11 protein-coding genes and 1 tRNA gene are annotated in these 15425 nt (G+C 43.4%); 1 reads left to right on the forward strand and 11 read right to left on the reverse strand.

Annotation, left to right across the window (positions count from 1 at the left end; genetic code table 11):
• Positions 1 to 60: 60 nt before the first annotated feature.
• From rpsL to DXX94_RS09785, 10 genes are all read right to left on the reverse strand, one after another.
• On the reverse strand, positions 61 to 435 hold the full coding sequence (gene rpsL, locus DXX94_RS09740) for a 30S ribosomal protein S12 (RefSeq protein ID WP_116006511.1): 375 nt from the start codon (positions 433 to 435) through the stop codon (positions 61 to 63).
• Between the two features lie 414 nt (positions 436 to 849).
• Positions 850 to 5085 carry a DNA-directed RNA polymerase subunit beta' gene (gene rpoC / locus DXX94_RS09745; protein ID WP_116015491.1) on the reverse strand — a complete coding sequence of 1412 codons (4236 nt, stop codon included), beginning with the start codon at positions 5083 to 5085 and terminating at the stop codon, positions 850 to 852.
• Between the two features lie 102 nt (positions 5086 to 5187).
• On the reverse strand, positions 5188 to 9216 hold the full coding sequence (rpoB, locus tag DXX94_RS09750; protein ID WP_116015493.1) for a DNA-directed RNA polymerase subunit beta: 4029 nt from the start codon (positions 9214 to 9216) through the stop codon (positions 5188 to 5190).
• Positions 9217 to 9560: 344 nt separating this feature from the next.
• On the reverse strand, positions 9561 to 9929 hold the full coding sequence (gene rplL / locus DXX94_RS09755; protein ID WP_116015495.1) for a 50S ribosomal protein L7/L12: 369 nt from the start codon (positions 9927 to 9929) through the stop codon (positions 9561 to 9563).
• A gap of 84 nt (positions 9930 to 10013) precedes the next feature.
• Positions 10014 to 10508, reverse strand: coding sequence for a 50S ribosomal protein L10 (gene rplJ, locus DXX94_RS09760; protein ID WP_115998789.1), 495 nt, complete (start codon positions 10506 to 10508; stop codon positions 10014 to 10016).
• 354 nt (positions 10509 to 10862) lie between these two features.
• Entirely contained in the window at positions 10863 to 11558 is a 696-nt protein-coding gene (rplA, locus tag DXX94_RS09765; protein ID WP_116015497.1) for a 50S ribosomal protein L1, read from the reverse strand.
• A gap of 4 nt (positions 11559 to 11562) precedes the next feature.
• Positions 11563 to 11991, reverse strand: a complete 429-nt coding sequence (rplK, locus tag DXX94_RS09770) for a 50S ribosomal protein L11 (protein WP_115998787.1) — start codon at positions 11989 to 11991, stop codon at positions 11563 to 11565.
• 208 nt (positions 11992 to 12199) lie between these two features.
• Positions 12200 to 12778, reverse strand: coding sequence for a transcription termination/antitermination protein NusG (gene nusG, locus DXX94_RS09775; RefSeq protein WP_115998786.1), 579 nt, complete (start codon positions 12776 to 12778; stop codon positions 12200 to 12202).
• 3 nt (positions 12779 to 12781) lie between these two features.
• Positions 12782 to 13162, reverse strand: coding sequence for a preprotein translocase subunit SecE (secE, locus tag DXX94_RS09780; RefSeq protein WP_116015499.1), 381 nt, complete (start codon positions 13160 to 13162; stop codon positions 12782 to 12784).
• Positions 13163 to 13246: 84 nt separating this feature from the next.
• A tRNA-Trp gene (locus DXX94_RS09785) sits at positions 13247 to 13323 on the reverse strand.
• A 267-nt stretch (positions 13324 to 13590) separates the two neighbouring features.
• On the opposite strand from DXX94_RS09785, the gene DXX94_RS09790 reads away from it, so the two are divergent.
• Positions 13591 to 14214, forward strand: coding sequence for a YrbL family protein (locus DXX94_RS09790; protein ID WP_116015501.1), 624 nt, complete (start codon positions 13591 to 13593; stop codon positions 14212 to 14214).
• Positions 14215 to 14289: 75 nt separating this feature from the next.
• On the opposite strand, the gene DXX94_RS09795 is transcribed toward DXX94_RS09790, so the two are convergent.
• On the reverse strand, positions 14290 to 15327 hold the full coding sequence (locus DXX94_RS09795; protein WP_116015503.1) for a prolyl hydroxylase family protein: 1038 nt from the start codon (positions 15325 to 15327) through the stop codon (positions 14290 to 14292).
• Positions 15328 to 15425: the final 98 nt, after the last annotated feature.

Here is a 15425-nt window from a genome sequence, read left to right on the forward strand (position 1 = left end):
AATTCAGGGATTTCCCAAAATTGTTAAATGTTAAAATTTGGCCTTACTTCACGGAAACCGTTAAGATTTAGGGCGCTTAGCACCGTACTTAGAACGGCCTTGTCTACGATCGTTAACGCCTGAACAGTCAAGTGCGCCACGAACAGTGTGATAACGTACACCAGGTAAGTCTTTAACACGACCACCACGGATTAAGATTACGCTATGCTCTTGTAAGTTGTGACCTTCACCACCGATGTATGAAGTAACTTCAAAGCCGTTTGTTAAACGAACACGAGCTACTTTACGTAGTGCTGAGTTAGGTTTTTTAGGTGTAGTAGTATATACACGAGTACATACACCACGACGCTGTGGACAAGCTTGTAACGCAGGTACGTTACTTTTTTGTACTTGTCTGACACGTGGTTTACGTACCAATTGGTTAATAGTTGCCATTATAGCTCCTGATTAAGTTGAAACATGTGCGAACATCAGTAGTACCTACCAACTTCACACCCTCTTAAACGTGTAAAAATCAAACCTTTTAAAAACTACGCAACTAGGCACAGATTAAAAGGTCGCAGAATTCTAATGGTCAAGCTTTGAACTGTCAAGCAAAAAGCGATTAAGGATCCTTTTTGGTGATAATTAAGGATCTTTGGGGAAATGAATGGTGAATAAAGGGTGATAGGCAGTGCTTGAATTAGTTACGACTTAGCAACATCAGGCATCTTTTCATAAGCACGAGAAAGCGCATTTGAAATACTTGTAATACTTAAATAACCAAGCTTTGGTGTAAAAGAGATATTCACATATAAAAAAAGGCCGCTCAGTTGAGCGGCCTTTTCAATCATCATTCAGTGCTATGGTTTATAACACTGGATCGTTTTGATCGTTTGACTCTGCGTCTAAGTCAGCGTTTAGTGCGTCACTTAGTGCTTGTGCTGCTTCGTCAGCTGATACTGTTACTTCTTCTTCCATCGCCGCGTTACGCTTGCGCATACGGTCTTGGTGGTAAGCGTAACCTGTACCTGCTGGGATTAAGCGACCAACGATAACGTTCTCTTTCAGACCACGTAAACCGTCTTTCTTACCTGCTACAGCAGCTTCAGTAAGAACACGCGTTGTCTCTTGGAACGATGCCGCTGAGATAAATGATTCAGTTGCAAGTGATGCTTTAGTAATACCCATCATTTGCATCTCGTATTCAGCTGGTTGCTTGCCTGCGGCTTCAAGTTCACGGTTTGCGATGTTCACGCGTGCCACTTCAACTTGTTCACCTTTCAGGAATTCTGAATCACCACCATCAACGATTTCACACTTACGGATCATCTGACGAACGATAACTTCGATGTGCTTATCATTGATTTTTACACCTTGTAGACGGTAAACGTCTTGAACTTCGTTCACGATGTAGTTAGCAACATCTGCTACGCCACGTAGACGCAAGATATCATGTGGCGACTCTGGACCATCGGCAATAACTTCACCTTTCTGTACAGATTCACCTTCGAACACGTTAAGTTGACGCCACTTAGGAATCATCTCTTCGTATACTGTACCGTCAGGTTGCGTGATCAATAGACGACGCTTACCTTTCGTTTCTTTACCGAATCCAATAATACCAGTCTTCTCAGCAAGAATTGCAGGCTCTTTCGGCTTACGCGCTTCGAATAAGTCAGCAACACGCGGTAGACCACCGGTAATATCACGAGTCTTAGAAGACTCTTGTGGAATACGTGCTAATGCGTCACCGATACCAACTTCTGCACCATCTTCTAGGTTAACGATTGCGTTACCTGGTAAGAAGTATTGCGCTGGAATATCAGTACCTGCGATCATCACATCGTTACCTGCCGCATCAACTAGCTTAACCATTGGGCGCATTTCTTTACCCGCAGAGCTACGTTGGTTTGGATCAGTAACAACAGTGCTAGATAGACCCGTTAACTCATCCGTTTGACGCGTCATTGTTAAACCTTCGATTAGGTCAACAAATTTGATCTTACCTGCTACCTCAGTGATGATTGGATGCGTATGTGGATCCCAGTTTGCTACTGTTTCACCTGCTTCAATCGCTTCACCGTCTTTCTTCGCTAGTACAGCACCGTAAGGCACTTTGTAACGCTCTTTCTCACGACCTAACTCGTCAATAACTGTCAACTCAGAAGAACGTGAAGTAATAACTACGTGACCTTCAGAGTTACTAACGAACTTAGCGTTTTGCAGTTTAAGCGTGCCTGTGTTCTTCACTTGTACTGAGTTTTCTGCAGACGCTCGTGATGCCGCACCACCGATGTGGAACGTACGCATGGTTAGCTGTGTACCTGGCTCACCGATTGACTGCGCTGCAACAACACCAACCGCTTCACCTTGGTTGATCATATGACCACGTGCTAGGTCACGACCGTAACAGTGGGCACAGATACCAAAGTCTGTCGAACAAGTAATAATTGAACGTACTTTTACTTGGTCAACTGAGTGCTCTTCCAACACATCACATAATTTTTCATCAATTAGTGTGTTACGCGGTAGTAATACGTCTTCAGTACCTGGAATTAGTACATCTTCACAAACTACACGACCTAGTACACGCTCACGTAATGGTTCAACAACGTCACCACCTTCGATTAGTGGTGTCATGGTTAGACCGTCGTGTGTGCCACAATCATGCTCTGTTACAACTAAATCTTGTGCAACATCTACTAGACGACGTGTTAAGTAACCTGAGTTCGCTGTCTTAAGTGCGGTATCCGCTAGACCTTTACGAGCACCGTGAGTTGAGATGAAGTACTGAAGTACGTTTAGACCTTCACGGAAGTTCGCAGTAATTGGCGTTTCGATGATTGAACCATCTGGTTTTGCCATTAGACCACGCATACCCGCTAGCTGACGGATCTGAGCGGCACTACCACGAGCGCCCGAGTCAGCCATCATGAAGATAGAGTTGAATGAGTCTTGCTCTTCCATCTCACCGTCACGGTTTTCAACGCTTTCTTTCGATAAGTTGTCCATCATTGCTTTCGAAACTTTTTCGTTAGCTGATGACCAGATATCGATTACTTTGTTGTACTTCTCACCCGCAGTTACAAGACCTTGGTCGAACTGCTCTTGGATTTCAGCAACTTCTTCTTCCGCACCGTCGATGATAGTGTACTTCTCATCTGGGATAACCATGTCGTCGATACCAACAGACGCACCCGCGATCATCGCGTAGTGGAAACCTGTGTACATGATGTGGTCAGCAAAGATAACTGTCTCTTTCAGACCTAGGTTACGGTATGCATGGTTAATTAAGCGTGAAATTGGCTTTTTACCTAAAGGCTGGTCGATTAGCTCGAACGGTAAACCTTCAGGACAGATTTGCCATAAAATAGTACGACCAACAGTGGTGTCTTTTAACGTAGTTTGTGCAACTAACTCACCCGCTTCGTTGCGAACGTGTTCAGTGATACGCACTTTAACGCGAGCGTGAAGCTCAGCAACACCTGTACGGTACGCTTTTTCTGCTTCAGCAGCTGAAGCGAAAACCATACCTTCACCTAAACCGTTAACACGATCACGCGTTAGGTAGTAAAGACCTAATACAACGTCCTGTGAAGGAACGATGATTGGGTCACCATTCGCTGGTGATAATACGTTGTTCGTAGACATCATTAACGCACGCGCTTCTAATTGCGCTTCTAACGTTAACGGTACGTGAACCGCCATTTGGTCACCATCGAAGTCAGCGTTATACGCCGCACAAACTAATGGGTGTAAATGGATCGCCTTACCTTCGATAAGTACCGGCTCGAATGCTTGGATACCCAATCTGTGAAGTGTTGGCGCACGGTTAAGCATTACTGGATGTTCACGAATAACTTCGTCTAATACATCCCATACTTCTGCGCCTTCGCGCTCAACTAATTTCTTAGCCGCTTTAATCGTTGTTGCTAAACCACGTGCTTCTAATTTGCCGTAGATAAATGGCTTGAATAACTCAAGTGCCATTTTCTTCGGAAGACCACATTGGTGAAGACGTAACGTAGGACCTACAGTAATTACAGAACGACCTGAGTAGTCAACACGCTTACCAAGAAGGTTTTGACGGAAACGACCTTGCTTACCTTTGATCATGTCAGCAAGTGATTTCAATGGACGTTTGTTAGAACCCGTGATTGCACGACCACGACGACCGTTATCTAATAACGCATCAACAGACTCTTGAAGCATACGCTTCTCGTTACGTACGATGATGTCTGGTGCTACTAAATCAAGAAGACGCTTCAAACGGTTGTTACGGTTGATTACACGACGGTAAAGGTCGTTCAAATCAGACGTTGCGAAACGGCCGCCATCTAGTGGTACTAGTGGACGTAGATCTGGTGGAAGAATTGGCAGAACAGACATGATCATCCACTCTGGCTTGTTGCCAGACTGAGCGAATGCTTCCATTAACTTCAAGCGCTTAGTGATTTTCTTACGCTTAGTTTCTGAGCCGATTTCTGGTAACTCTTCACGCATTTGTGAAATTTCACCTTCCAAATCGATTTGTTGAAGAAGTGCTAATACCGCTTCAGCACCCATTTTCGCGTCGAACTCGTCACCGTGCTCTTCTAGTGCGTCTAGGTACTCTTCTTCTGTTAAGATTTGGCTCTTTTCAAGCGTTGTCATACCAGGTTCTGTTACTACGTATGATTCGAAGTAAAGAACACGCTCGATGTCACGTAATGTCATGTCTAAAAGAAGACCGATACGTGATGGTAATGATTTTAAGAACCAGATATGCGCTACTGGGCTTGCTAGTTCGATGTGACCCATACGCTCACGACGAACTTTAGTTAATGTAACTTCAACGCCACATTTTTCACAAATTACACCACGGTGCTTAAGGCGCTTGTACTTACCACAAAGACATTCGTAGTCTTTTACTGGGCCGAAAATACGGGCACAGAATAAACCGTCACGCTCTGGCTTGAACGTACGGTAGTTAATTGTTTCAGGCTTTTTTACTTCACCGAATGACCAAGAACGGATCAAGTCTGGTGATGCCAATCCGATGCGAATACCATCGAATTCTTCAGTTTGATTTTGTTGCTTAAGAAACTTAAGTAAATCTTTCACACTCTATCTCCTGTCGGAGTTAACCTTTTTAGAGGGGAATGACTCCCCTCCTCGTATGCTAACGGTAATGTTTATACCAGTCAGCTAGTAGCTCTTGGCCAGTTATTCTGCGTCCAACTCAATGTTGATACCTAAAGAGCGGATCTCTTTAAGTAATACATTGAATGATTCAGGCATACCTGGTTCCATACGGTGATCGCCGTCAACAAGGTTTTTGTACATTTTAGTACGACCGTTAACGTCATCCGACTTAACCGTAAGCATTTCTTGTAGCGTGTAGGCAGCACCGTATGCTTCAAGTGCCCATACCTCCATCTCACCGAAACGCTGACCACCGAACTGAGCTTTACCACCTAGTGGTTGCTGAGTTACTAGTGAGTAAGAACCAGTAGAACGGGCGTGCATCTTGTCGTCCACTAAGTGGTTTAGTTTCAGCATGTACATATAACCTACGGTTACAGGACGCTCAAACTTACGACCAGTACGACCGTCAGTTAGCGTGAATTGACCGCTTTCTGGCATGTCTGCTAACTTGAATAAGTCTTTAATTTCGCGCTCGCTCGCACCATCGAATACTGGTGTTGCGATTGGTAAACCTTCACGAAGGTTTTGCGCTAGACGCATGACTTCATCATCAGAGAAGTTGTCGATATCCACGTCTTGGCGAGATTCACCTAAGTTGTAAACTTCTTTTAGGAAGCTACGTAGTTTCTCAACTTTTTGTTGCGCCTTGATCATGCGATCAATCTTCTCACCGATACCGCGTGCCGCCATACCTAAGTGAGTTTCTAGGATCTGACCGATGTTCATACGCGACGGTACACCTAGTGGGTTAAGCACGATATCAACTGGTACACCGTTCTCGTCGTATGGCATATCTTCTACCGGTACAACGTTTGAGATAACACCCTTGTTACCGTGACGACCCGCCATTTTATCACCAGGCTGGATGCGACGTTTAACGGCTAAGTAAACCTTAACAATCTTAAGTACGCCTGGCGCTAAGTCATCACCTTGAGTGATTTTACGGCGCTTAGTTTCGTACTTCTTGTCGAATTCCGCTTTGATGGTTTCGTGCTGCTCAGCGATTTGCTCAAGCTCAGATTGCTGACCTTCATCGCTAAGGTTTTGTACCAACCACTTGTCGCGTGACATGCTGTTAAGCTCAGACTCGTTCATGCCAGCAGCTAGTAATAGCTTCTTAGCACGTGCGTAGATGCCGTCTTCTAAAATAGAGAACTCGTCACCTAAGTCTTTCTTAACTTCTTTCAGCTGCATTTCTTCAATTTCTAATGCACGCTTGTCTTTTTCTACACCGTCACGAGTGAAGATTTGTACATCGATGATAGTACCTGATACTGAGTTAGGTACACGTAAAGAGCTGTCTTTAACGTCAGCTGCTTTCTCACCGAAAATTGCACGTAAAAGTTTTTCTTCTGGCGTTAATTGCGTTTCACCTTTAGGCGTTACTTTACCTACTAAGATGTCACCGCCTTTTACTTCCGCACCAATGTAAACAACACCAGACTCATCTAGCTTGCTTAACGCTGACTCACCAACGTTTGGAATATCAGAAGTAATTTCTTCAGAGCCAAGCTTAGTATCACGAGCGATACAGCTTAATTCTTGAATGTGAATTGTCGTGAAACGGTCTTCTTGCGCAACGCGCTCAGAAAGCAACATCGAATCCTCGAAGTTGTAACCATTCCAAGGCATGAACGCCAAACGCATGTTTTGACCAAGAGCTAATTCACCCATGTCTGTTGATGGGCCGTCAGCTAACACGTCACCACGTACAACTGGGTCACCCATGTGAACGTTTGGACGTTGGTTAATACAAGTGTTTTGGTTAGAACGTGTGTACTTAGTTAAGTTGTAGATGTCGATACCCGCTTCACCTGGGATCATTTCGTCTTCGTTAACTTTTACAACGATTCGAGAAGCGTCAACGTAATCGATAACACCACCGCGCTTAGCAACGGCTGTTACACCAGAGTCAACCGCTACGATCTTCTCCATACCTGTACCAACAAGTGGCTTGTCCACTTTTAAGGTAGGTACAGCTTGGCGTTGCATGTTCGAGCCCATCAAGGCACGGTTAGCATCATCGTGCTCTAGGAATGGGATAAGTGATGCGGCAACAGAAACGATTTGCTGTGGCGATACGTCCATGTACTGAACTGTATCTTTCGACATTAGCGTGAATTCGTTTTTGTGGCGACACGGTACTAAGTCACTGGTTAAACGACCTGCTTCATCACGCTCAGCATTTGCCTGTGCGATTACATAGTTACCTTCTTCAATTGCAGATAGGTAATCTACTTCATCAGTTACTACGCCATCGACAATCTTACGGTATGGTGTTTCTAGGAAACCATAATCGTTAGTGCGCGCATAACATGATAATGAGTTAATTAGACCGATGTTTGGACCTTCCGGCGTTTCGATAGGACAAACACGACCGTAGTGCGTTGGGTGAACGTCACGTACTTCGAAGCCTGCACGCTCACGTGTTAAACCACCTGGGCCTAAGGCAGAAATACGACGCTTGTGCGTAACTTCTGATAACGGGTTGTTTTGGTCCATGAACTGTGAAAGTTGTGATGAACCGAAAAATTCTTTAACCGCAGCAGAAATAGGCTTAGCGTTGATTAAGTCTTGTGGCATTACCGCGTCTAAATCACCAAGTGATAAACGCTCACGTACTGCACGCTCAACACGTACTAGACCAACACGGAATTGGTTTTCTGCCATTTCACCTACTGAACGGATACGACGGTTACCTAAGTGATCGATATCATCCACTTCACCTTTACCATCGCGAATCGCGATTAAGGTTTTCATTACGCGGATAATATCGTCGTTTGATAACGTACCTTCACCAGTCGATTCTTTAAGACCAACACGACGGTTGAACTTCATACGACCAACGGTTGATAAGTCGTAACGCTCTAATGAGAAGAATAGGTTAGCAAATAAGCCTTCAGCTGCGTCTTTTGTTGGCGGCTCACCAGGACGCATCATACGGTAGATCTCAACTAACGCTTCTAAACGGTTAGTTGTGCTATCAATACGCACGGTATCTGACATGTATGAACCAACATCGAATTCATTCATGTAAAGCGTATTAAGTTGCTTGTGGCCTGCTTGGCTAAGGGCTGCTAATAGCTCTAGCGTGATTTCAGCATTTGCTTCCGCAATTACTTCACCTGTTGACTCGTCAACATAACCTTGAGATAACACTTTACCAACGATATATTCTGCTGGTACTTCAAGCTCAGTTATGTTTTCTTTACCTAAGGTGCGGATATGACGGGCAGTAATACGACGACCTTGTTCAACAAGTACATCACCATTTGGTAATTTCACGTCAAATGTTGCGGTTTCACCACGTAAACGCTCAGGCACAAGTTCCATGATTAACTTGTCGCCTTTGATTTCGTATGACGTTGTGTCGTAGAACATCGCTAGAATTTCTTCTGTTGAGTATTCCAATGCACGTAAAATAATCGATGCAGGTAACTTACGACGACGGTCAATACGAACGAATAAGTTGTCTTTCGGATCGAACTCAAAGTCTAACCAAGAACCACGGTAAGGAATTACACGTGCGTTGTATAACACTTTACCTGAAGAGTGCGTTTTACCTTTGTCGTGATCGAAGAATACGCCAGGTGAACGGTGTAACTGAGATACGATTACACGTTCTGTACCATTAATAACGAACGTACCGTTCTCTGTCATTAATGGGATTTCGCCCATGTAAACTTCTTGCTCTTTGATATCTTTTACGGTGCCAGCTGGTGCTTCTTTATCGTAAATTACCAAACGTAATTTTACGCGTAGCGGCGCTGAGTAAGTAACACCACGGATTTGACATTCTTTAACGTCAAATAATGGCTCACCTAAACGGTAGCTAACGTATTGTAATTCTGAACTACCAGAATATGCTTTGATCGGGAAAATTGAACGAAATGCGGCTTCTAAGCCGGTTTCGCCAGTAGGGTCAATATCAATGAACTTACGGAAAGATTCGAGTTGGATGGACAACAGGAATGGATAATCCATAACCTGTGCACTTTTACCAAAGTCCTTTCTAATTCGTTTCTTTTCAGAGTAGGAGTATCCCATGGGGTTCCTCAGCTAGCTGGGTTGTACCGAATCCACCTTAACTTTGTCGACTAAAGCTAAAATGGGCTTTTTGCTATGACATTAAATGCCAAGTTGATTAGGCACTTGCCTGAGTTTTATGGCAAATACTCAATCAACTTGGCTTAAGTCTAAATTTTTAGTTGTAGTGCAGGTTATAAAATAAGCTAACCTACAATACTGCACTGTTTCGCTTATAAAAAAAACCCTTTACTGGGATTAGCGTAAGGCTTTTTAAATTTTAGCGTTATTTAGCGCAAAAAGGCCGGTGACGTTTAAATCACCAGCCATTGCCTGATTAGGCAGCTAATCTGTCAAATGACAGATTACTTGATAGCAACAGTTGCGCCTGCTTCTTCAAGTAGCTTCTTAAGCTCTTCAGCTTCTGCCTTCTCAACACCTTCTTTAAGCGCTTTAGGAGCTGACTCAACAACTTCTTTTGCTTCTTTAAGGCCAAGACCTGTAGCACCACGAACAGCTTTGATTACAGCAACTTTGTTGCCACCGAAGCTTTCTAGGATTACGTCGAATTCAGTTTGCTCAGCAGCAGCACCGCCAGCATCACCACCAGCAGCAACAACAGCAGCTGCAGCAGTTACGCCGAACTTCTCTTCCATTGCTTCTACTAATTCAACAACTTCCATTACTGACATTTCAGCAATAGCGTTTAGGATATCGTCTTTAGAAATAGACATAATTCAATTTCCTACAAATAAAACAGTTTAAAACTGTTTGATAAATAACTATTAAAACAAAAACCGCGTATGTGTAATGTAAAATTACGCAGCTTCTGACTCTTTCTGATCGCGAACTGCTGCAATTGTACGAACAAGTTTGCCTGCAGATGCTTCTTTCATTGCGCTCATTAACTTAGCGATAGCTTCGTCGTATGTAGGTAACTTAGCTAACATAGCTACGTCTACTACATCACCTTCGTACGCTGCAGTTTTTAATTCAAAGATTTCGTTTTCTTTCGCGAAATCAGAGAAAATACGTGCAGCAGCACCTGGGTGCTCGCTAGAGAATGCGATTAGTGAAGGACCAACGAATGAATCTTTCAAACACTCGAATGGAGTACCTTCTACTGCGCGACGTGCTAAGGTGTTACGAACAACTTTCATCCATACACCGTTTTCACGTGCTTGCTTACGCAATGCAGTAATCGCTTCAACTGTTACACCGCGAGAATCGGCAACAACAGCTGACTGAGCGCCAGCGGCAGCTTCTTGAACTTCAGCAACAATTGCTTTTTTGTCATCAAGATTGATAGCCATTGGCTTTACTCCTGGTTCACCGGTTAAACCGGTAATTCATATCCCCTAAACCAATTAGTGATGTTATGACACATACCAATCCGTCTAGGCCATTACGGCGAGGACCAGAAATTTAAGGAAATTTCACGGTAATCACCATCTACGCAGGCATTAATTAAGAATACGTAAACCAGTTTAATACGCAGTATTTAACCGTTTCACTACTCACCTACGGTCTTTGACGGGACTGTTTGATTTAACCGACTTAACCCGTTTAAACGAGTTAATTTGGATAAGTCGCCCAGCTCCTACCAAAATAAAGGGGCAAAATTATAGTTCAATAATTCACCCCTGTAAAGTTTCAACTCAAGGAGATTATAAGTTTAGTGAACCTTGTTCAACTGAAACACCAGCACCCATAGTAGTAGATACTGAAATCTTCTTGATGAATTGACCTTTAGCGTTTGCCGGCTTAGCTTTCTTAAGCGCTTCCAACAATGCTTCTAAGTTCTCTTGTAACTTAGCGTCTTCGAAATCAACCTTACCGATAGTTGTATGGATGATGCCGTTTTTGTCGTTACGGTAACGGATTTGACCAGCTTTTGCGTTGTTAACCGCAGCAACTACGTCAGGAGTTACAGTACCAACTTTCGGGTTAGGCATAAGGCCACGTGGACCTAAGATTTGACCTAACTGACCAACTACGCGCATTGCATCAGGAGTTGCAATTACTACGTCGAAGTCCATTTGACCTGCTTTAACTTGCTCAGCAAGGTCTTCCATACCAACTACGTCAGCACCAGCTTCTTTCGCTTTGTCTGCGTTTGCACCTTGAGTGAAAACAGCAACGCGAACAGAACGACCAGTACCGTGTGGTAATACTGTAGCACCACGAACGTTTTGGTCTGATTTACGAGCATCGATGCCAAGGTTTACAGCAACGTCTACACTTTCGTTGAACTTAGCAGTAGCAAGTTCTTTAAGAAGAGTGATAGCTTCGTTGATTTCGTAATCTTTTAATACGTCTACTTTTTCACGGATAAGACGAGCGCGCTTTGATAATTTAGCCATTCGATTAACCCTCTACCACTAAGCCCATTGCACGAGCAGAACCCGCGATAGTACGTACAGCTGCGTCCATGTCGCCTGCTGTAAGATCTGGTTCTTTCATCTTAACGATTTCTTCAAGTTGAGCACGTGTAACAGTACCTACTTTTTCAGTGTTAGGACGACCTGAACCTGACTTGATACCAGCAGCTTTCTTAAGTAAGTAAGATGCAGGTGGAGTCTTAGTTTCGAACGTGAAAGAACGGTCATTGTATACAGTAATTACTACTGGAACTGGAGCGCCTTTGTCTAAAGAATCTGTTTTTGCGTTGAACGCTTTACAGAATTCCATGATGTTCACACCGTGTTGACCAAGAGCTGGACCAACTGGTGGTGACGGGTTAGCTGCACCAGCAGCTACTTGTAGCTTGATTAAAGCTTGGACTTTTTTAGCCATCTTTAAAAATACCTTTGTTATGGGTGGTTATCGCTAGTTCTTTCGAACACAACACATAGGAAATGTGTTAGCTCCCCGGTTAATAAATTTGCGTTTTTAGAACAAATTTTCATTCGCTCAAATAAAAACGGCAGCGGATTATAAATTAATCAACGCTGCCGTTTCAAGATCTTTTTGTGCGCTTATCGAAAAGCGCTATAAAATATGATTATTCGCTCTTCTCAACTTGGCCGAATTCCAAATCAACTGGTGTTGAACGACCAAAGATAAGTACCGATACCTTGATGCGGTTCTTCTCGTAGTCAAGCTCTTCAACCACACCGTTAAAGTCAGCAAATGGACCATCGATAACACGAACCACTTCACCCACTTCAAACAATGTTTTCGGCTTAGGTGCATCTGTTTCTTCAAGGCGCTGTAAAATGCGATCCGCTTCTTTTTTGGTGATTGGCATTGGGCGATCTGAAGTACCGCCAATAAAACCAAGTACACGTGGTACAGACTTCACTAAGTGCCACGCTTCTTCATCCATCGCCATTTCAACTAGAACATAGCCTGGGAAGAATTTACGTGCTGACTTACGCTTTTGACCAGCGCGCATTTCCACAACTTCTTCAGTAGGTACTAAGACCTGACCGAATTTATCTTCTAAGCCGTGAATTTCAATGTGCTCTAACAGTGTTTTTTGAACACGCGCTTCATAGCCTGAAAACGCTTGTACAACATACCAACGTAGTTTTGGTTTGTTTTCGCCAGTTACGCTTTCAGTTAACGTTTCTTCAGACATTCTCTATACCTGTAAACCAGTGATGAAACCTACTACCCAGAACAATACTGAGTCTAGACCCCATAACAATAATGACATAATAAGGGTAGCAACTAATACGATGCCTGTTGTTTGCACGGCTTCTTGACGTGTTGGCCAAACAACTTTGCGTACTTCTGTACGAGACTCTTTGGCAAAGGCAACAAAAGTGCGACCTTTTTCGGTTTGCATGGCAACTAGACCGGCAACAATAATCGCTGCAACAACGCCTACTGCGCGCAGCAGAACAGACTGCTCAGCAAAGTAAAAGTTACCGACAACGGCACCACCTAATAGCAGGAAGATTACGCCCCACTTTACTCCATCAAGAGAACCAGTTTCTTGGTTTTCTGCACTTGCATTCATAAATTCGACCTGTATTTTCCGTCTAGCTAGACAAACCAACCTTTGCAGTTGCAAAGGCTACAGTACAACCGTTGTACTTAAATTTGGCAGGGGTAGAGAGATTCGAACTCCCAACCGTCGGTTTTGGAGACCGCTGTTCTACCAATTGGAACTATACCCCTTCGTCTTTTAACGAACCTCATCTAGAGATTCTCAACCAAAATTTGGTTACACTTGTCGGGTGATTCTTAGTTTGTTTGGGAAAAATTAAGACTAACACGAGAAGTGAAGCGACATTATACTGAGTCAAGTATTTTACTCAAGCGATATTTGCCCAATGCCAATGCTTAATTTGAGAATAAAATATCGCTTGAATAGTATCGAGATCTTGATAATCCGCTAATTGCCCACACTTTCAAGACCATAATGACTAATTCTATTGATATACCGTGCTCATATTAGATAACACCTTATATTTCGCTCAAGGTACCACTCGAAAGTGCTATTTGCATCCTCGCGACCCTGATCTATGTGTGAAAATTCCATTGCAAAATCAACTAAAAAGGCAACGAGGAATATTGCGTAGTATCGAACGTGAAAATACTTACTACAAAAAACTAATCAAAAATAACATTTCATGGTCGCACTTATGCCAGTACCACGGCGATATAAAAACCAATTTAGGTACAGGTAGTATTTACCAAGTGATTCGCGATACCGATGGCGAAATCGCCAGTAACTTAGAACACTACTTACAGCAGAAAAACTTTATTCGCGACTATCAAAATCAGCTAATAATCGCACTAAGAGCATTATTCGCTTACATGGTAAACTATAGAATAGTGACAACATCACTGTTGCCCAGAAACATTGTACTTACCGGTGCGCCAAACAACTTTAAATTAACCGTAATCGACGACATCGGTAACTCGGAATGGCTTAAAGTTTCAGAGCTGACTACTGCGTTAACCATAAGGAAAATTAGGCGTAAATGGCATAAAATGCTCACTAATTTGCAAGCAAAATACGAAGGGCTACCTAAATCCCTAATTGATGATGTATTGAATACCTAAAAGTAAGAAAGCAATTAAAGCCAGATTGTATTTACACTCTACATTCACCCGTTGGCGAATACAGTTTAGTGCTTGCTAGCCACCTAGCAAGCAATTGCGAAGCCAAAAAGGTTTATCTCTAAACCAAAGCGTCATCACCCATTTTTCCCCCGACTCAACAGGAGCGCCGCGATGAATACTCTTTACCGCCCGCTCGCCGCTATCATCAACATTGCTAAAAGCGATAATTTGTCCTGTTTTCGGTGATAACGACAGTTTAGGCACTTTAAACTCAGTTTGTCCGCCAGTGAAATCATCGTTCAGGTTTAATATGCCTGTGGTTACCCGTTGGCCAAACTGTTGAAGTTGCTGCGTGATATTATCGTTATGTGGATAAATATGATCATAGTGCCAGTGATAATATTGGCCCGGCAGATAACGCAAGATCACCGGCGGCTCAGCAAAGCGGATATCAGTGCCAAGCATATTCGCGGTTAGGCGCTCCATAATCGCCAATTCAAGCGATACGTTAGGCAATGGCGTATAGAAATTACTGTTGTTGCGAATCGAGGTGTCTTTACTGCCAGCCCCTTGTGCACCAAACAAAGTGACATCTTTTAGCTGCGGCGCGACTTGCTGACGAACATTATTAAACAGGCTCTCAGGAAGCTTTGATATCGCGGTAGTAGCAACATCACTGTGACAGCTCGTTTCCCCCTGCCAGTTTACAATAGCGCAGACATAACCCAGTGTTCGACACAGTGTTTCTAGATCGAGCGATTCCGCTGCCACTGAGTTCGCTTTTAACACATCGTCTACAGATTTCTGGTCCACAGATTCAGGTGTATTATCGCCAAACAAGCTAGCAAGCTGCTCAGGAGAGATCAGTTGCCACTTCAGTGCATATGCACAAGCTAACACTTGCTCTTCAAATAAGGCAGGGCTTCTAACGGTATGAACAAACCATTCTAAAGCAAATTGCGGATCGCGATTGGCGATAGCTAGCACGGTTTTCTTTTGCAGATAACCGGCATTCTTTTCTTCTAAACATTCTAATAAGCACATAGCTCGCAAGCTTAAAGGAATTTCAGCAAGATAAACACCTAAAGATGATACTTGGATGATTAAGCTCAAGCTGTCGCTACCACCATATTCTTAAACCGACAAAGTCATATCACCTCTGCCAAATATTTTCGGCACAACTTTACTAAACCCCAAACGCAAAAGACTGC

The organism is Thalassotalea euphylliae (genome assembly GCF_003390375.1).
GTDB classification, from domain to species: Bacteria; Pseudomonadota; Gammaproteobacteria; order Enterobacterales; family Alteromonadaceae; genus Thalassotalea_F; species Thalassotalea_F euphylliae_A.

Excerpts from the sequence above, each read along its gene's own strand:
- rpsL (WP_116006511.1), bottom strand. The coding sequence starts at position 435 with ATGGCAACTATTAACCAATTGGTACGTAAACCACGTGTCAGACAAGTA.
- rpoB (WP_116015493.1), bottom strand. The coding sequence starts at position 9,216 with ATGGGATACTCCTACTCTGAAAAGAAACGAATTAGAAAGGACTTTGGT.
- rplL (WP_116015495.1), bottom strand. The coding sequence starts at position 9,929 with ATGTCTATTTCTAAAGACGATATCCTAAACGCTATTGCTGAAATGTCA.
- rplJ (WP_115998789.1), bottom strand. The coding sequence starts at position 10,508 with ATGGCTATCAATCTTGATGACAAAAAAGCAATTGTTGCTGAAGTTCAA.
- rplA (WP_116015497.1), bottom strand. The coding sequence starts at position 11,558 with ATGGCTAAATTATCAAAGCGCGCTCGTCTTATCCGTGAAAAAGTAGAC.
- rplK (WP_115998787.1), bottom strand. The coding sequence starts at position 11,991 with ATGGCTAAAAAAGTCCAAGCTTTAATCAAGCTACAAGTAGCTGCTGGT.
- nusG (WP_115998786.1), bottom strand. The coding sequence starts at position 12,778 with ATGTCTGAAGAAACGTTAACTGAAAGCGTAACTGGCGAAAACAAACCA.
- secE (WP_116015499.1), bottom strand. The coding sequence starts at position 13,162 with ATGAATGCAAGTGCAGAAAACCAAGAAACTGGTTCTCTTGATGGAGTA.